At 32.4% G+C, this 15,758-nt stretch carries 35 protein-coding genes; all 35 read right to left on the bottom strand.

Features of this window, described 5'->3' with window-relative positions; translation table 11 throughout:
• Positions 1 to 315 precede the first annotated feature (315 nt).
• The 35 genes from QM512_RS02415 to QM512_RS02245 all read right to left on the bottom strand — a co-directional run bounded on the left by QM512_RS02415 (position 316) and on the right by QM512_RS02245 (position 15,615).
• Positions 316 to 609, bottom strand: a complete 294-nt coding sequence (locus QM512_RS02415; protein ID WP_282805937.1) for a hypothetical protein — start codon at positions 607 to 609, stop codon at positions 316 to 318.
• Positions 610 to 1,078: 469 nt separating this feature from the next.
• Positions 1,079 to 1,408, bottom strand: a complete 330-nt coding sequence (locus QM512_RS02410) for a hypothetical protein (protein WP_282805936.1) — start codon at positions 1,406 to 1,408, stop codon at positions 1,079 to 1,081.
• A gap of 126 nt (positions 1,409 to 1,534) precedes the next feature.
• The gene (locus QM512_RS02405; RefSeq protein ID WP_282805935.1) at positions 1,535 to 1,858 is read right to left on the bottom strand and encodes a DUF1599 domain-containing protein; all 324 of its coding nucleotides are present in this window, start codon (positions 1,856 to 1,858) and stop codon (positions 1,535 to 1,537) included.
• Positions 1,843 to 2,274: a hypothetical protein gene (locus QM512_RS02400; RefSeq protein ID WP_282805934.1), complete on the bottom strand. Its 432-nt coding sequence runs from the start codon at positions 2,272 to 2,274 to the stop codon at positions 1,843 to 1,845. The genes QM512_RS02405 and QM512_RS02400 overlap by 16 nt, the downstream gene beginning before the upstream one ends.
• The gene (locus QM512_RS02395) at positions 2,258 to 2,620 is read right to left on the bottom strand and encodes a VRR-NUC domain-containing protein (protein WP_282805933.1); all 363 of its coding nucleotides are present in this window, start codon (positions 2,618 to 2,620) and stop codon (positions 2,258 to 2,260) included. The genes QM512_RS02400 and QM512_RS02395 overlap by 17 nt, the downstream gene beginning before the upstream one ends.
• Positions 2,613 to 2,792, bottom strand: coding sequence for a hypothetical protein (locus tag QM512_RS02390; RefSeq protein ID WP_282805932.1), 180 nt, complete (start codon positions 2,790 to 2,792; stop codon positions 2,613 to 2,615). Before QM512_RS02390 ends, QM512_RS02395 begins: the two co-directional genes overlap by 8 nt.
• The gene (locus tag QM512_RS02385; RefSeq protein WP_282805931.1) at positions 2,779 to 3,096 is read right to left on the bottom strand and encodes a hypothetical protein; all 318 of its coding nucleotides are present in this window, start codon (positions 3,094 to 3,096) and stop codon (positions 2,779 to 2,781) included. Before QM512_RS02385 ends, QM512_RS02390 begins: the two co-directional genes overlap by 14 nt.
• Positions 3,096 to 3,317 carry a hypothetical protein gene (locus tag QM512_RS02380; RefSeq protein WP_282805930.1) on the bottom strand — a complete coding sequence of 74 codons (222 nt, stop codon included), beginning with the start codon at positions 3,315 to 3,317 and terminating at the stop codon, positions 3,096 to 3,098. Before QM512_RS02380 ends, QM512_RS02385 begins: the two co-directional genes overlap by 1 nt.
• A gap of 1 nt (position 3,318) precedes the next feature.
• Complete coding sequence (locus tag QM512_RS02375) at positions 3,319 to 3,564, bottom strand: hypothetical protein (protein WP_282805929.1); 246 nt, start codon at positions 3,562 to 3,564, stop codon at positions 3,319 to 3,321.
• A gap of 2 nt (positions 3,565 to 3,566) precedes the next feature.
• Entirely contained in the window at positions 3,567 to 3,869 is a 303-nt protein-coding gene (locus QM512_RS02370) for a hypothetical protein (RefSeq protein ID WP_282805928.1), read from the bottom strand.
• Between the two features lie 4 nt (positions 3,870 to 3,873).
• Positions 3,874 to 4,170 carry a hypothetical protein gene (locus QM512_RS02365; RefSeq protein ID WP_282805927.1) on the bottom strand — a complete coding sequence of 99 codons (297 nt, stop codon included), beginning with the start codon at positions 4,168 to 4,170 and terminating at the stop codon, positions 3,874 to 3,876.
• Positions 4,170 to 4,346: a hypothetical protein gene (locus QM512_RS02360; protein ID WP_282805926.1), complete on the bottom strand. Its 177-nt coding sequence runs from the start codon at positions 4,344 to 4,346 to the stop codon at positions 4,170 to 4,172. The genes QM512_RS02365 and QM512_RS02360 overlap by 1 nt, the downstream gene beginning before the upstream one ends.
• Before the next feature lie 237 nt (positions 4,347 to 4,583).
• Positions 4,584 to 4,733 carry a hypothetical protein gene (locus QM512_RS02355; protein ID WP_282805925.1) on the bottom strand — a complete coding sequence of 50 codons (150 nt, stop codon included), beginning with the start codon at positions 4,731 to 4,733 and terminating at the stop codon, positions 4,584 to 4,586.
• A 2-nt stretch (positions 4,734 to 4,735) separates the two neighbouring features.
• Positions 4,736 to 4,924: a hypothetical protein gene (locus tag QM512_RS02350; RefSeq protein ID WP_282805924.1), complete on the bottom strand. Its 189-nt coding sequence runs from the start codon at positions 4,922 to 4,924 to the stop codon at positions 4,736 to 4,738.
• Between the two features lie 31 nt (positions 4,925 to 4,955).
• The gene (locus QM512_RS02345; RefSeq protein ID WP_282805923.1) at positions 4,956 to 5,438 is read right to left on the bottom strand and encodes a hypothetical protein; all 483 of its coding nucleotides are present in this window, start codon (positions 5,436 to 5,438) and stop codon (positions 4,956 to 4,958) included.
• A 2-nt stretch (positions 5,439 to 5,440) separates the two neighbouring features.
• Positions 5,441 to 5,725, bottom strand: a complete 285-nt coding sequence (locus QM512_RS02340; RefSeq protein WP_282805922.1) for a hypothetical protein — start codon at positions 5,723 to 5,725, stop codon at positions 5,441 to 5,443.
• Complete coding sequence (locus QM512_RS02335) at positions 5,725 to 6,003, bottom strand: beta/alpha barrel domain-containing protein (RefSeq protein ID WP_282805921.1); 279 nt, start codon at positions 6,001 to 6,003, stop codon at positions 5,725 to 5,727. Before QM512_RS02335 ends, QM512_RS02340 begins: the two co-directional genes overlap by 1 nt.
• Positions 6,004 to 6,432: 429 nt before the next feature.
• Positions 6,433 to 7,716, bottom strand: a complete 1,284-nt coding sequence (locus QM512_RS02330; RefSeq protein WP_282805920.1) for a virulence-associated E family protein — start codon at positions 7,714 to 7,716, stop codon at positions 6,433 to 6,435.
• Positions 7,716 to 8,513: a bifunctional DNA primase/polymerase gene (locus QM512_RS02325; RefSeq protein WP_094496527.1), complete on the bottom strand. Its 798-nt coding sequence runs from the start codon at positions 8,511 to 8,513 to the stop codon at positions 7,716 to 7,718. The genes QM512_RS02330 and QM512_RS02325 overlap by 1 nt, the downstream gene beginning before the upstream one ends.
• Positions 8,497 to 8,787, bottom strand: coding sequence for a hypothetical protein (locus QM512_RS02320; RefSeq protein WP_282805919.1), 291 nt, complete (start codon positions 8,785 to 8,787; stop codon positions 8,497 to 8,499). Before QM512_RS02320 ends, QM512_RS02325 begins: the two co-directional genes overlap by 17 nt.
• Complete coding sequence (locus QM512_RS02315; protein ID WP_282805918.1) at positions 8,787 to 9,410, bottom strand: hypothetical protein; 624 nt, start codon at positions 9,408 to 9,410, stop codon at positions 8,787 to 8,789. The genes QM512_RS02320 and QM512_RS02315 overlap by 1 nt, the downstream gene beginning before the upstream one ends.
• A gap of 19 nt (positions 9,411 to 9,429) precedes the next feature.
• Complete coding sequence (locus QM512_RS02310) at positions 9,430 to 9,687, bottom strand: helix-turn-helix domain-containing protein (RefSeq protein WP_282805917.1); 258 nt, start codon at positions 9,685 to 9,687, stop codon at positions 9,430 to 9,432.
• Positions 9,688 to 9,733: 46 nt separating this feature from the next.
• Positions 9,734 to 10,417 (bottom strand): AAA family ATPase, encoded by a 684-nt coding sequence (locus QM512_RS02305; protein WP_179219483.1) that lies wholly within the window; start codon positions 10,415 to 10,417, stop codon positions 9,734 to 9,736.
• 10 nt (positions 10,418 to 10,427) lie between these two features.
• Complete coding sequence (locus QM512_RS02300) at positions 10,428 to 10,733, bottom strand: hypothetical protein (protein WP_282805916.1); 306 nt, start codon at positions 10,731 to 10,733, stop codon at positions 10,428 to 10,430.
• A gap of 64 nt (positions 10,734 to 10,797) precedes the next feature.
• A complete protein-coding gene (locus QM512_RS02295; RefSeq protein ID WP_282805915.1) occupies positions 10,798 to 11,163 on the bottom strand; it encodes a hypothetical protein in 366 nt (121 codons plus the stop codon).
• Entirely contained in the window at positions 11,160 to 12,419 is a 1,260-nt protein-coding gene (locus QM512_RS02290) for a DEAD/DEAH box helicase (RefSeq protein ID WP_317133743.1), read from the bottom strand. Before QM512_RS02290 ends, QM512_RS02295 begins: the two co-directional genes overlap by 4 nt.
• 114 nt (positions 12,420 to 12,533) lie before the next feature.
• Entirely contained in the window at positions 12,534 to 13,100 is a 567-nt protein-coding gene (locus tag QM512_RS02285) for an NUMOD4 domain-containing protein (protein WP_094496521.1), read from the bottom strand.
• A 3-nt stretch (positions 13,101 to 13,103) separates the two neighbouring features.
• The gene (locus tag QM512_RS02280; RefSeq protein WP_094496520.1) at positions 13,104 to 13,358 is read right to left on the bottom strand and encodes a hypothetical protein; all 255 of its coding nucleotides are present in this window, start codon (positions 13,356 to 13,358) and stop codon (positions 13,104 to 13,106) included.
• 2 nt (positions 13,359 to 13,360) lie between these two features.
• Positions 13,361 to 13,618, bottom strand: a complete 258-nt coding sequence (locus tag QM512_RS02275; RefSeq protein WP_282805914.1) for a hypothetical protein — start codon at positions 13,616 to 13,618, stop codon at positions 13,361 to 13,363.
• Positions 13,612 to 13,950, bottom strand: coding sequence for a hypothetical protein (locus QM512_RS02270; protein WP_282805913.1), 339 nt, complete (start codon positions 13,948 to 13,950; stop codon positions 13,612 to 13,614). The genes QM512_RS02275 and QM512_RS02270 overlap by 7 nt, the downstream gene beginning before the upstream one ends.
• A gap of 279 nt (positions 13,951 to 14,229) precedes the next feature.
• Entirely contained in the window at positions 14,230 to 14,379 is a 150-nt protein-coding gene (locus QM512_RS02265) for a hypothetical protein (protein ID WP_192574204.1), read from the bottom strand.
• Between the two features lie 9 nt (positions 14,380 to 14,388).
• Complete coding sequence (locus tag QM512_RS02260) at positions 14,389 to 14,613, bottom strand: hypothetical protein (protein ID WP_282806441.1); 225 nt, start codon at positions 14,611 to 14,613, stop codon at positions 14,389 to 14,391.
• Positions 14,597 to 14,719: a hypothetical protein gene (locus tag QM512_RS02255; protein ID WP_282805912.1), complete on the bottom strand. Its 123-nt coding sequence runs from the start codon at positions 14,717 to 14,719 to the stop codon at positions 14,597 to 14,599. Before QM512_RS02255 ends, QM512_RS02260 begins: the two co-directional genes overlap by 17 nt.
• On the bottom strand, positions 14,709 to 15,401 hold the full coding sequence (locus QM512_RS02250; protein WP_282805911.1) for a Rha family transcriptional regulator: 693 nt from the start codon (positions 15,399 to 15,401) through the stop codon (positions 14,709 to 14,711). Before QM512_RS02250 ends, QM512_RS02255 begins: the two co-directional genes overlap by 11 nt.
• On the bottom strand, positions 15,394 to 15,615 hold the full coding sequence (locus QM512_RS02245; protein WP_282805910.1) for a helix-turn-helix domain-containing protein: 222 nt from the start codon (positions 15,613 to 15,615) through the stop codon (positions 15,394 to 15,396). The genes QM512_RS02250 and QM512_RS02245 overlap by 8 nt, the downstream gene beginning before the upstream one ends.
• Positions 15,616 to 15,758 lie beyond the last annotated feature (143 nt).

The raw sequence follows: 15,758 nt of genomic DNA, 5'->3' as shown, positions 1-15,758 counted from the left end.
TGTAAGAGAAAAAAAGCCATTTGTGAAAACAAAACGGGTTAAAAATAACACTGTTATACTTACATTTTGTAAGTTCTTACTTTTTGTACTTACAAAGTGTTAATGGATTTTATTTAAGGGGTCTTTTATACCTACCCCGTCTTTTTCTCCTTATTCTGGATGTTATACAGAAAAAATTATTTTTTTGAAAAGTCGAATGAAAATTGAATATAAAAAAATAAGCGATGAGTTATTTCATCGCTTTTATACTGCTCAAATTACTAAGAGATTACACGCACAAACTCAACTAGCAACTAAGATTAATAAACCATTTCTCTATCTTTGATCTGGATATGTATCTAGTATCCATGGAATTATTTCTTCTGGTTCATTAAAAGTGTTTGTTAATGACTTAGCATACATACCAATAAGCTTACTAATAATCTTTTGTTCCTTTAAGCTCAATTGTATAAACTGTGGCTTCCATACTGTGAATGATTTCTTGCAGTTTTTAATTGCATCTTCGGTTAGTTCACCAACGTAATAGCCATCAATTTTCTTAGCATGAAAAGCTTCAATTAATTTATCACTTGGTTGTTCACTAGCTGACTTCCACAATATGCACTTCATGATAATTTAAACACCTCTCTATGATTGATTATAGTATTAAAATTTATAATTAGAATTTATTTGTTAATTGATTGAATACTGAAATAAATGATTTATACTTCGGCATATCCATCAGATATGTCAATACAGTTTAAATTTTATTTAGGTAATACGATTAAACGATTGTCTGGAATATTATTTAATTTTGCAAATTTACTTTTGAAATTAGTAAAAGATTCAAAATTAAAATTCATCGGAACAATCAAAATATATCTATGAGTATTCTTAGAATAAATCAATTTCATCTAAATGCAACTCCTCACCCAAAAAATTAAAAAATGAAAAACAAATACCGACCTGTCAAGTCAATAATTTTACCCCAGCCATCTAATTGACTGGTTGGGGTTTTAAAATGAAAAATAATTTTTAGTCTGTTCGACTGCTATTAATATCGTAGCCCATTAATTAAACGGATTGGGTTTCGTATGATTTACCAACCTAACCCCCTTCTAATTGCTTCCATGAACTTATTTCTTTTATAAAACAATGCACTGCGTGAGATGTTTAAATCCATTGCTACCCCATCAAGCGTCTTATTAGGGTCATGATGAAAATATAAACTATCAATCAATTGCTGATCCTCTTCCGTAGAGTTAACCAAACAGTTCTTTACTACCATTTGCTGTTCAACTAAAACACTAACCGCCTTATCATCGTCTAATGAATAATACTTATTATTAAGTCGTTGTTTAATGTAATCATTCATGCGAGGATAGCCACGCAAAATTGATTCGATATGAAGAAAAACGGCACGTTTCACGTGCTACCAGCTCCTTTAATATGTTCTATACCAATTATAAGAGCATTTAAAAAAATTCACAAAAAAAGGTATGTGCTATTAACACATACCAATGCAAACTATATATTGAAATCTAAAAATTAATTACTATTGATTATCTAATACTGCAAAATATTTACGTACTTGATCTTCTGTAAATATGCCTTTATTTACTAAATATCTAATCAGTAAAAACGAATATCCTGATAGATCAAATAAATTATCTAATAGGCTTTCTCCATTTTTTACTAGATTACCATCCTGCAGCATTCCATCTATACGATTAATTTTATCGTCTAATCTAGCTCCTGCTACATTAGTGCCCCACTTATCCATTGTGAGATCGAATGAATTGCCATAGGCTTTATTCTTTTCTTCTAAAATATTAGTCATCTCATTGCTAATATCTTTAAAATTTACTTCCAATTCCATTTTCCTTTCTCATAATAAAATGTTCCAGGTTGAACATCTTTATATCTCATAAAAGTTTTCTTAATTAAATATGATGGAAATCGATTAAGCATTGCTTTTCGACTAGCGCTTAAATAGTGCTTGCCGTCATTTGACTTATATTCATATTTATATATTTGATGAAACTTTAAGTCATTTTGACGAGCCACAATTTGAACTGTACTTAACGATACTCTACAGATTGATGCTATTTCAGTCGCTACATAGCCCCGTTCTATAAAGCCTAAAATTCTTTCAATATCAACTCGTTCAATTTTAGGATCTTTAAATTTTAAGATAGAGCGGACTTTAACAAACTGCTTGCAGTTTATTGGAGCTTTAGCAATGCTTCCGTATTCATTTTCCGCTTCATGTACTAAATTAACTATCGAAGCCATATCCCACCTCACGATTATTTACGATTCGTAAAGCGTCATCTACTGAACGAGCGATGCCATGGATTACACCTATTTTTTGCAAGTGTTCATGAAATCTAATCTGGTCAGGACGTGGTTTACCTTTATCATCCTTAACTTCGATATAAAAAATTTCATGTGTTTTATGGATAAATCCATATAAATCGGGATGCCCGTTTGGTGGACCAGCTCTAAATATTCTTATTAGCTTACCAGTATTATCTCTTACAGGCACTTTACCAACATTAATGCGATAAATATCGCACCCATTAGCAGACAATGCTACTAGAATTTGATTTTGAATATAATGTTCATCATGTTTAGGCATTGACTTCCTCCTCTTCCACATAAAATATAGCTTGAGGATTTATAACAATTCGGTGACCATCCGCTCTTGTTGCTGGGAACGGCGTTGTCATCGACAAACGACTATAAACTTCACCAATATCCATTTTTACTAGAACATTATCATTAACGCTATATAGTCTAGTCATGGTCATAATGCTTCTCCAATACGTCTGCAACCATAGTGGTTAATTCTTTATAGCCATGCTTTTGTTGATCTTTCTTTAGTTGTTTAATTGTAGATTGCTTAATAGGCATATTTGTTAAATTAATAACATCTACACGATCAGAGAGATGAGTATCAATTGTAAGATAAAAAATAGCGTCACCATGATGGAAAGAATCAGATTCAAGCTGTAAGCCATTAATTATAAAATCCAAACCAGGATAAACCTTTTCTAAAGTAATTCTCAATTCGTGTTTCAATTTTTCTTCTTTATTTAAATTCAAATCTTCCATTACTTTTCCTCAATCTTTTCTGGCAATAGTTCAGTTTGAACGCTGGTAAAATCTACTGTTAATTTATTTTGTGCAATCTCGTTAAGTGTGTTTAAATTCATTTTCTTAGAATCAGCAACAAGTGTAATCACTACATCACTACCATCAGCTTTAAAATTCTTAATATCAGCATTAAACGATAATTGTTTTCCTGTTAATTTCTTATTTGAGTTGTCTGCCATTTTATTTTCCTTTCTTATAGATCATTGGTTTACCATCTTTATCAAATCGTGGGCAATAAGTGTAATACCAGCCTTTGTTAGTTATAATTTCAGTTTTGATATATTCCATGCCTGTTTTACTATCAACAACAATTGAATTTTCTCCATTATCAAAACTGATATTTTCAGGTCCATCTGCTTGAGCAGATCCGCACCCTGTCGCTAGTAAGCCAACACCTAATACTAATAGTGCTACTTTTCCTTTCATTCCTATCTCCTACTATGGATTTCATTAACGATGAGTTTTATTGCTACCCATTGTTTTATAAGCTGATCTGTGAATAAATTATTATATTTAGTTTGATTCTTACTATTGCTTTCTAGTAAATTCAATTCATCATTCAGTAATTTAAATGATTGTTCAGAATCTTTCTGATATTCATTTACTAATTTTGTTAAAGCGTTAATTTCCCTTTGAGTTATTTTCTGTTCACGAATATCAATAAAATGTGAAGTAATCATTACTATTATGAAAATGAAATAAATTATAAGCCCTACAACTTCTATTTCCATTTATTTAAAGATCCTCATACATGATTAATCCAGCTTCTTTGAGCAACTTATCTCTCCATTTTGTATCTTTATTACAAAATGCTGTATCTTCATAATCTACTTCGTAACGATTTTTAGCTAAGTCATACGTAACTAGTAATACTTCTTTAAAACCACACTTATCGCAAATAAATGGCACATCAATATTATAATTTTCAAGATATTCTAAACTTTTTGATGTAGCCACATCGTTTACACTATCTCCTATATAATTTTCAGTTTTACATTTAGGACATTTCCAATCTTCGCCATTTAAAAACATTATTTTTTCTCCTTAGTTAAAATTTTATAGCCATAGTTAAAGCGTTCAAAAGCCACTTCTTCGACTTCTCTTTTTATCTCTTCTTCCGTGTAGTCATCGGGAAGTTCAATATCCTCATATCTATCCTCAGGTTGTACATAAACTTCTGGATAATTCCACCAAACTCTAATTTTCATAGCTTCCTCCCACAGATAGGACAATAGTTGATATCCAATGAAAATCTTTCTTGAATACCATTAATTTCATTGGCTGTATAGTTTGTAACGCATGTAATATAGAAATGACCATTATGTTCAGATATAGCCATGCACTCTTTCTCATAGCCTAATTGGACCATGAAGTCTTTTTCGTATCCCTCAGAAGGGAATTGACAATATGGGCACTTATTTTGGTTCATAGGCTTTATTTCAAATCTAGTCATCATTCAACTCCATATCTGCTAATATTGATCTGTGTTTTTGCTTTTTTATTTTTCTAGTTTTACTTTCTTTAATTACTCTGCGCCAATCTTCAATAGTTTCTTGGTTAGTTTTTTTTTTATCTTTATGTGCTTGAATCTTCATAGTTAATCTCCCAGTTTGTAAAAAATAGAAATAATACCTCGTCCTGAAAAATCATTGCAGGGGTTAATATCATAGCTATCTATCTTTTTAGGTAATGGTTCATTAGGCTGAATTTGATGTACCATTTTAATCAGTTGTTTCTGACTTAATTTAACATCGGGGTTGTAGCCTTCAACATATCCTCTTGCCATACATAACATCATTCAATCACCAGCTTTGCGTTTACTTTGTGCCAGTCGGAAAAAAATCTTGTAATTCGAATAGAGAAATGGAGCTAAAACGCCGATTAGCGTCATAAGATTTATCGTCTTCTAATCCTAGTGTCATAACTGTGTAATCTTTCATATAATCTTTCACAATTAGTCCATAGTGTTCTCCATCGCTTATTACATCCCCTAAATGCCAATATTCATATTGATTATTCAAAATGTTAACAACTTCCATAGGTTTTATTTTATCCACATGATCCCAATCACTATAAAATGTTTTCATTAGTTCATTAGGAGTGGCGTGAATAGCATAATAGAATGGTTTAGGTTTATCGGTTTTATCAAAAATTGGAATCCAAGAAACACCGTCGCCAAAATCTTCTTGAGTACTTTTAACAATTTTGCCTACAACATATCCTTGTTCAGCATCGTTATACATTTGAAAATAATCGTTGCATTGCCAATCTGGGTCATTAATATTCTTAATAATTTCCATTATTAATCCTCCACAACTAAATGAGCGTTTACTCTTTCAACACAGTCCCAATTACTACTTATTTTTCTAATCAGTTCATTAACGCTGCTTGTGCCCCTAATAGCCACTGTATGAACAAATCCATCAGTTGATAATCCATTTTTATCAAAAAAAGCAATATAATATTCATCACCATATGTCGGTCCTACAATTAGTCCATAATTTGATTTTCCTCCGTTGTTGTGATAATCAATCACATCTCCGACTTCCCATTTTTTCTCTTTTTTTCGCTTATCTATTACTTTCATTAGTTAAGTTCCTTTGCTTGAATATCAGCTTGTAAGTTAAAACCGTATTTAGATATTTCATTCGGCTCAATTCCAATTTCATCTGAATGTTCATAGATATCCTTAGGATCAATGTCTTCATCTTCTAACCAAGCTTGTTTTACTAATTTTAAATACACACGTGCCTTATCGATATCTCGAAACAATTTTATATAAGTATTAAAATTAGTCACACAACTGGGATCATCGATATTATATTGTTCAATAATTTCTACTACATATACATCATCGTTTACCATTTGTTTTTTACCTCGTTCTTTTTAAATACATATATTAATTGATTATTAATTTAAATAGTTCGTATTTTGTCTATTATTGTTTACCAATTAATGTCACAACGTAATTCCCCCCTGTGACAGCATCTAAACCTTTGGTATATATAGGTTTATCTATATTTGTCACGTGTCACAGCGTTGTTTGAAAAAGTCTTTTAAATATATCTATTAAAAATCCTTATAAATCCCTTTATATCAATGTATATAGGTAATATACCTATATAAAAATATTTTTTTATTATATTTTAGTAGTGACGTTGTGACAGTATGTCTTAAGTCTTGAGCCTGTAAGGCTCATAGGTGTCACTACGTAAAGTATATACTTTTAACGCATGAATGCGCTTAACCACTTATAACTCTAAGCTTCAAGGGTGTCACACCGTATAATTTTTACTAGTGACACTTTTCATAACCCCACTTACGTTCACCGTTTATTCGTTTTTGGCGTTTTTCATATCCATATTTAGCTACCATGACGTATTGCAATTTTTGAGCCATTTTCTTATTTTTAGAAAAATTTACATCAGGAGCTACCTTCATAAATAATTCATCATTAGTTATAAATTGTCGATTTTCTAATTCATTTTCAATAACTTCATCAATTGCATCTTCAAAGCTGTCGCTATACTTAAATTTTTCACAGTTTAATTCGATTAAAGCTAAGTGAGCCTTATCAATCTTCAATGAAAATTTATTGTTCTTGTATTGATCTACTGCTTCTCCCCATATTTGCTCTACCAATTCAGGTGTTAAATCAGATACAGGACTGAATTTTTGTTTATCAATATCACAAAGTACGGGCATAAATCTTCGGTTACCTGTTTGATCTTTTAAGTAATAGCGTTCATTAGTTGTTCTGACCATCACAAAACGTCTGGGAAAAACTTCTACTCCGCGCCCGTATGGTAGGCGGTAGCGAAATTCTTGCTTGGAACAGAACTTTTTAAGCTCCTCAAACGATGTTTTGTTTGTTGCGGTCAATTCATCGTCATTGATGATTAAAGCGTCTCTAGTCTTGCTTAAATCGTCTTTTTTAGTAAATGTGTTGAAGTCGTCAGTGTAATAGCCTAGTGGTGCTAACTTCTTAAAAGTAGTAGTTTTACCAGCACCCTGACCACCAACTAAATCTAAAACCTGGTCGAACTTAGTACTGGGATCATATGCTTTAGCTACTGCTCCTACAAAAAATAGATATGAAACCCATTCAACGAATCCTGATTGTTCTACTCCTAGAAAATCATGCAAGAAATTAGGAATACGTTGTTTGTGATCCCACTTCTCATAAGCTTTATCAAAATAAGTAATAATTGGGTTATAAGAATTATTTCTTGCAGCTAAAATTAAAGCGTCCTGTACTAGCTTGTTCTTAAAGCTGGTATGCCCATATTTAGCTTGACTTTCGATATAAGCTAAAATTTCTAGTGAATAGTCATCAGAAGTTTTGCCTTTTTCAATATGTAATTCGGGTACATCTTTTACTACATCAATATTTTGCGTAAATTCGTTGTATCGAAATACATCCCTAAGTAATGGATCATTTTCAATAATTATTTTTACGTTAGTAACACTGGTAGTTTTAATATTACCGTTAGCATTGAGTAAGAAATTATAAGGGAATCTAGAACCTTGATTTTGCTCTTTACGCAATTTCTCAACATTCTTTTTATCAAGTGCCATCAAGCACCTCTCCTTCTAATTTCCTTTTCAATCATAGAATTAGCAGTTGTTTCTACTTCTGTTTCTGACAATTTATCTTTGGTGTGAGAATTAGCAATTTTAGCTAGTTCTACGGCTATTTCAGGATCTACGTTACGATATAGCAGACCACCCATAAACGCGGCACAGGCATTATTTCTGCCACCTGTTTCGCCAAATCCATTAACTATTGTTTCAAATAGTTCGCTTGTTTGATTTTTACCTGATACAGAATAGCTAGCCATCTTATCTTTACCATAAGGCTTTAACGACTTAGACTTTTCTTTAATAAGTTCTAGCAATTCTTTAGGAGCAGGAGCAATCGGTTTATGATTAAGCCATTTATAATGCTTTCCATCAATTGAACTAGGCGCTACTACTACATAATTGTTTTCGTGAGCCTTAAGGTCTACTCCAGGTAAGAAACCAATATTTTGAGTAATGGTTTTATCAGCTGGTTTTTGAAAGTAAAAATGATATCCATCATGCGCTGTTCGTTCGCATAGAGTATTTTGAAACCATTCATTATGTTTTAATTTAACGATTGAATTCATTCCGTCTACTTCTCCGTGACGGTCTACGTCAATTACGAAAAAATTTTCAGTTTTTAAAGCAATGTTGGCTAATGGGTATCTCTTCCATAATTCTCTGATTTCGTCAGGCGTTAAAGCAGGTTTATTAGCGAATTTAATTAATGGTCGTTTTTCCGTATGGCTAATGGGGATTACTGAAAAGCCATGTTCTGCGTAATTAACCGCAAAATTAACGAGATTCTCCATAATTTACACTCACTCTAGGTTCGCTTACTTCAATAAAATTCTTAATGCTTGCACTATTTAAGTTAGCCACTACCCAACGTGGTTCTTCACCACAACTTGGATACCATAATCTATCGTCCTTAGTACGAGCCACTTCCAAAATAATATTAGTTCGTCTTTCTCCAGGTTCAGGTAATAAATTGACTAAATCATCAAAAGAAGCAGTGGTATACATAGGCAAGGTCTTACCTTCGAGTTCTAAGTAAATCTGTGTTCTAGCAATTTTCAAATCCATTATTTATCGCTTCCTTCTTTCATATCGCTAACATCAAATGGCAAGTCGTTAGAATCGATTTGCATACCTGTCTTTGCATCCTTGAATGGATCTTCATCAGCAGTTGGTGTGCTGTCTTCTGGCTTAGGCATTGATGGCTGTTTAGCTTTACTGAATTCATAATTGGAATAAGGTCTATCAGGATTCTTTTTATTTTCAGTAAGTGTCTTTTTAAGTTTCATCATTGTTCCAATACCTGGTCTTAGAACAGGAACAATTGCTTCATAAGCTTGGGTTGAATTACCCGCAAAAACTTGATTAGGAACTACAATATCGCACATTGCACCTACAATTTTAATTTGACTAATAGCACGACTGATAACGAAGTCTGGCATTGCCTTACCTGTTGAAGTTGTTTCAGCTAATGTAGGGAAAATACTTTCAGTTTCATCAGCATGTTCGCCTTGTAAAACTTTAAATGTAAGCATTAAGAAGTCCTTATCTCCTGAAGCATTATGAGTAATGTTATCGAAACTTACTAAGTATTCGCCTTCTGGAAGCTCTGTTCTACCACTAGCTTCTTTACCTTTATTTGGATCAAATCCTGATTCATCTAATTTGTTTGCTACATCTAATAAACTCATTTATAGTTCTCTCTTTCTTTTATTTTGTTTTAAATGTAAGTGGTGATCTACCACAAAACGGACAATAAAAATATCTATCTTTATCTTTGTCACTTGTTAGGACAAACTTATTACCACACCAACGGCACTCAGCTATTAAGTAGCCTTGTAAATATGGAACTGAAACACCGAAAAAATCGGCTAGTGCTTGCCAAGTTTCTAGTTTGGGTTTTCTTTTTTCATTCTCATATTGGCTGAGAGTATTATTAGGAATTTGAACTTCTTTACTTAATTCCATAAGAGTTAGCTTTTTTCTTTTCTTAGTTGTTTTAGTCTATTCTTCATTAGTTAAACATCCCTAAGCAGCTGGTAAGCAATTTTCTAACCTGTTCATCAGAAATATCTTCAGGTTTGTAATCAGCTCTTTTTTCTTCAATTACTCTGATATGTTCTTTACCTGTTTTTTGCGTTCTAATGACTAAATCGCAGTTACCAGCTATAATGTTGTAATATTTTTGCTTAAGTGCTGGGATATTCTTAGTAACTCCTGAAGCTATATCAGTTTGTTCTTCTTCCCGACTTATCCAAATGACATTAACTGGCAATGCTTTTAAATCTAGGACTAGATCATTGATAACCTTTTTAACCATACCTGATCCTTTTCCGTAAGATAATTTACCGTCAGAAATGTATTTTTCTCCTGCTTCATCAGTAATCTGTTTAGTTATTGCATCAACAACATCTTCAATAGTGTCAATGATGACTGTTTTAAATGAAGTTTGTGGTAAGCCTTTTATAATTTCAAAAAGTCGTCCTCTTATATCAGAAACAGGCTCGTTATTTTCATCTTTTAGTAAAGAAACAAATGGAACTCTACTCTGCTCAGCATTATCATCTGTGTTAATGTCTAAAGCATGTGGAAAATAACTAGCAAAGAATGTTTTTCCACTCATTGGTTTGCCATAAATAAAGAAATATCGCGGTTCTTTTTTAGGCACTCTTGGTTTATCTTCTGGAAATTTAATCATTTATTTCTCCTCAAATTAATTCACTTGAAATTGCGTTGTCTACTATGCTTAATACATCATCTTCTGAAGCTTCAAGAGTAGGCTTGGTAATTAACCATTTCATTTCTACATGATCGTCATACAGAGGCTCAATAATCTTTTGCCAAAAATTCAAATCATTTAATTGTTCAAAGGTAATATGTTCTCCTGTTTTCAAGAATCCTTTCTTTACGCAATATAGTTCTAATTTATGAATTTTATCCAAGTGTTCTTTTGCTTCTCTTAAAGCCCGTTTTGCTTTTGCTATTTTCATGTTCTTTTCTATGCTATTTTCCATTTTTACTATCCTTGTAATAAATTAAAAAACATGGTTTAAATAAGAAAAATTTATTTTTTATCATTTATCCCATCTCATCATAATTGTTAATAAACGTATTAATTCCATTAAGTTGTCTAAGAATATAATCAGTTTCATCTTCTTTATATCTTTCAAATAATTTTTCTCTTATTTCAGGCCAATTAGTAAATTTATTAAGTTCATTTTCATTGCCCATATTATTTAAAAGACCAGAGGAATGGTTGAAAGAAGCAATTGAAGTCCCCGAAAGTTCACCACATTTATCATTAAATTGGATACCGAGATTTCCATTTCCATTAATTTCTATAGGAAAAGCTCCACATAAATTCTCTAACATTTGATCTATTCTCTTATTTGCTTTTCTTTCAATTATTTCGTCTAAATAATTTTTACTAATTTCTTTACTCATTTTTTCTTGATTAATCCTTTCATCTTCGCTTGGTAAAATACCCAGCCTCTCTTGTAATGATGTAGTTTTGCATAAGCTTGCAGTTCCTTCATGGTATGTAAATCATGCGGAGACTTATCTGCTACTTTTTGCATTACTTCATCATGTAAGATTTCATCAATCACACGTTTTCTATCATTAATTAATTTAAGTTCATCATTGGTCTGCTCAACTTTAGCCCGAACTTTAATTGGTTTACCGCAATAAGGACATTTACCATCTTTAACTTTCCCCGATGGAACTACTGCGAAACAGTAATCACATTGCGTAATTGCAAAAGTGGCTGTTTCTTTTTTCTTTCGTTTACCTTTATCAGTAGTAATGATTGCTTTCTTCCAATCTCTATCAGAATCTGGTAAGCCAAAAGTCTTCCAGTTTGCTACGTGGTCGATAATAATAGCTCGTTTTCCTTCTCGTGGATTTAAACAACGCATTGAGAATTGCAGGTACAAAGCTAGACTTTGAGTAGGACGAGCCATAATCACGCAATCAACATCTGGTAAATCGACACCTTCGGTAAATAAGTTAACGTTTACGAGAATGCGTATTTTCTTATCTCTGAACTGTTTTACAATTCGATCCCTTAGATTATCTGGAGTAGATCCATCAAGCTCTACAGCTGAAATATTTAGTTTTTTAAAGGCATCTGCTATTTCTTTGGCGCTTTCAACTGAATAAGTGAATATCACTGCTTGTTTACCATCAGCTAATCTTTGATAGTTACTTACAATATGACCATAGATTTTTCGACTAACTGCTTCTTCCATACTGGCGTTTGTATAATCTCCAGTAGAAGATTTTTTAAGCTTTTTGGTATCAATATCATCAATTGAATAGTAGTCGAAAGGTGCTAGAAAACCTTTATCAGTAAGTTCTCTAATTGATTTACCAACAATAATGTCATCGGCAATCTGATCTAATTGTTTACTGCCTGTTCTTTCAGGAGTAGCGGTAAAAAGTAAAATTATTGCTTTTGGAAAGTTGCTTAAGATTCTTTGGTAACTTTTTGCTAAGGCTCTATGAGCTTCATCTACAATAATTAATTGTGGTTCGGGTATATTTTCAATATGTCTAGTTAAAGTCTGAACCATGCCTAATGTCGTTAGATCAAAATTAACATTCTGTTTTTTAAAAGTGCTAATAGTTTGATCTAATATTTCTTTTCTATGAACTATGAAAAGAACATGATTTTTATTGAGAGTGGTTCTTCTAGCAATTTCAGAAAAGATTACCGTCTTTCCCGTACGAGGGAGGTTGCTGAACTATAATGCAGCGATTACCTTTTTTCATAGAAGAATAAATATTATTTATAGTTTCTTTTTGGTAAGGTCTTAATTCAAACAAATTTCATCACCCTCTTTGCTCAAGTAAAACCATCTATAGCCATAAGCTTTTGTTCTTTCTCCTCTACAACAAGCTGAAACGTTTCTAAAATCGTAACCATTCCGATCGCATTCCATGGTTGAAGGCCAAAGCTTTATAAATTTACCATCAAGAGTATATTGTGCTACCTGCTTTGAGCATGGACCATTTGTTAAAGATTTAGCCATTCTTTTATTTCTAGTTCCATAATTGCTGTTGTATTTAGAAGTACACCATTCTAAATTCGAAACATTATTATTTTTGGTATTTTCATCCTTATGATTAACTTCAGGTAAGTTATGAGGATTAGGTAAAAATGCTTTTGCTACTAAACGATGGACTAACATTTCTTTGGACTTACTATTTTTAGACAATAGAACTCGTAAATACCCGCCTTTATCTACACGGATTTTCAAAAAATGATTACGACCGAAATTGCCTTTTCTTGGATAGCTATATATTTCCCCAGAAGTACTTATTCGATACAATCCTTCATATCCAGGAATATCTTTCCATGTTCTTGCTTGTTTTAGCAACGCTTAGTCCTCGTCTAAAAGGCCAGAAAGAATATTCATAATGTCAATTGCGCCGTCTTCCTTTTTACCTTTTTGAAGCGTCTTATCATATATTGATTTAGCCAATCCAATAGTAGTGAATGGATTACCACATACTTGTTCAACTGCTATGTTTTCACCGCAACCTGAAATTACTAGTGCATCAATTTCGCCTGACTCTACTTTTTCTCTTACTTTATCTAATAGTTCCAATATTTTTTTAGTATTTTTATTTTCCATTTTTATTTACCTACCTTTTGTTTCATCGCTAATCTACGTAATTTATGAATTGCTTCATCGTAAATTACTTTAATCGTGACAATAAATTGTTCTTCTGGTTTACCTAAAAAACTATCTGAATAATCAGGCTGTTTACGTTTTAACCATCTTTCAGCTTTATCATAAGTACCTTGCTTAAGAGCTTCTTCAACCAATTTATCAGGCCATTCATTGATAGCTTGTTCGGTATCATATTGCCATTTTTGAAATTCATCTAACATAGGCTTAAATCCTCACAATGGTAACTACTTTCTGCAAGTGATTGACAAAAATCTTCAATACTGTCTGTACTGGACGTACAGAACTCTTCAAAAAAGTCGTGTGAATTAGTATCTAATTCTTCCATCAAATGGTTGTTACCGATGATAGCTTGACGGTTATTAAGTAAATCTCTGAAATCATGAAAATCAGTTCCGTTTTCTGACCCAACATAATAGACACAATTACCAATTTGAACTAGCCAAACATCCGAGCCTTCAAAGTCCTGTCTACGTTCAAATCCATTTTCATCATGAATTGCACCTAATAACTCTTTGCCTGTTTTTGCTTCCACGGTTCGACCACCTCTCTATATTTGTAGTACGCATTGCTACATAGTAGCTTTGCTTCATTGCTTTCTTTCAAAGGATTGGTATGCTTAATCCCTTGCAGTAAATTACTTATTTTTCTCATTTTTCCTGTACCTCAATTCGGTATCACACATTAGCCAAACGACTAAGGTTAAGGTGAAAATATCTAATGGTATATCTAACATTCGACTTGTTACACCTAAAATCATTGTGATAACTACAGACCAAGTTATTCTGTATATACTTTCTTTCATAAAATCCTCTTAAATATTCGGGAAAATCGCATTGTACATGACGAATGTGAATGCTACTAATGCTGTAATTGCAGTACTCATCGTAAGAATTTCTGTTTCTCTTACTGTTAATTGAGTGCCCATAAATTCGTTAATCTTACTGTTAATCCACTTGCTCATTTTTTACTCCTAAACTAAACCAAACTGCTCATTATAGATTTGCTGTGACTTCCACTCTAAAAATTCTTCAAATCTCTTAGCCTTAACGTGAGATCTCCGCTTGGTTTCCATTACAATTGCATCTTTATATGGAGAAACTAAACATTCATCACGTCTCCTAGACCAAGTTCTTTTCGACCAATCGTATTTTTCTTGCACTTCCTTAGGTGTTAAAATTTCATCCACGACAATCATCTTCCTTAAATAGTTCATCAAAAGCTTTTTCCATCATTTTTTGTTCTTTAGGAGTTAATGGCTTAATTCTTGGTGGGCAAATTTGGTGTAAATTATTATCTTTCATGATTTTTCCTCGCAATAAATTTATACATATCAATTAATTCAATACCTTGTTTGGTATAAAACCATTCAGGAATATCGCTATTGATCCAACTACCATACTGATTTTGACCGGAATATTCAGCTTTTAAATGAATTTGATTAGCAATTTCATCAATTAAATCAGTTGTTAAATTCAATTGTTGTCCTACTTCTTCTACTGAATAATACTTGTCCTGCATTACAGGAACTAACTTCTCTCCAGTTAACGCTTCGGCTGCCTTATGTAAAAGCTTTTGACGAGAAATGTTAGAATCAGTTGCCATTGCAATCTTGTAAAGTACACCCGCTCTTTTTGTAGCTGAATTTTTTCTCATAATTTCAAGCCGTTCAGATTTAGGCTGACGAATTCGTTTTTCCATCTCATTGAAGGCTTGAATGTATTTGAGTTTGAAATCTAAGGCTTTCTTACCAGTAAATCCCATAGCCAATAAAGTGAATCCATCGCGATTCATATAAATCATTGGATACTCTTTACCACGATTTACATAGGTGCTTTCAACAAACATTTTTTTCGTGGCTGAATTTTCAGCCGCCAAATTTTGAATATTTTGTAAGACGTTTTTATGTTTCTTATCGAATGATTCAGCCACCTTTAAGCTATCTGTTACAGCTTGACGATCTTTCATAATTACTAAATTATTCATTGCTTTCTTCCATTCCTAACCACTTACGAATTTTCTTTCTAGCTTTTTTTGCTCTAGGAGTGTTGTATCCTCTAACAGCTTCACTGACTACATTCTTGGAAATGTTCAAATCATCAGCTAATTGTGTTTGAGTGATATCTTTTTCAAGCATTGCAATTCTGATTTCAGATTCGATTTCTTTTTGAGTCCTTTCTAAACGTTCTTCAATTGGCATTTCTATTCACCTCGGTATTGTTATATTCAACAACTTACGGGAACGTTCACGGGAAAATTCACGGGAATTATCACATAAATTACATATTTTATTGACATTTTTATGTAAAAGTGCGAATATAAAAGCATAATAAATAAGCAAAA

Origin of the sequence: Lactobacillus isalae (genome assembly GCF_947539375.1) — a bacterium.
Lineage (GTDB): Bacteria > Bacillota > Bacilli > Lactobacillales > Lactobacillaceae > Lactobacillus > Lactobacillus isalae.
Note: the sequence above shows the minus strand (reverse complement) of the source record. Positions and strands in the feature narration are given on the sequence as shown.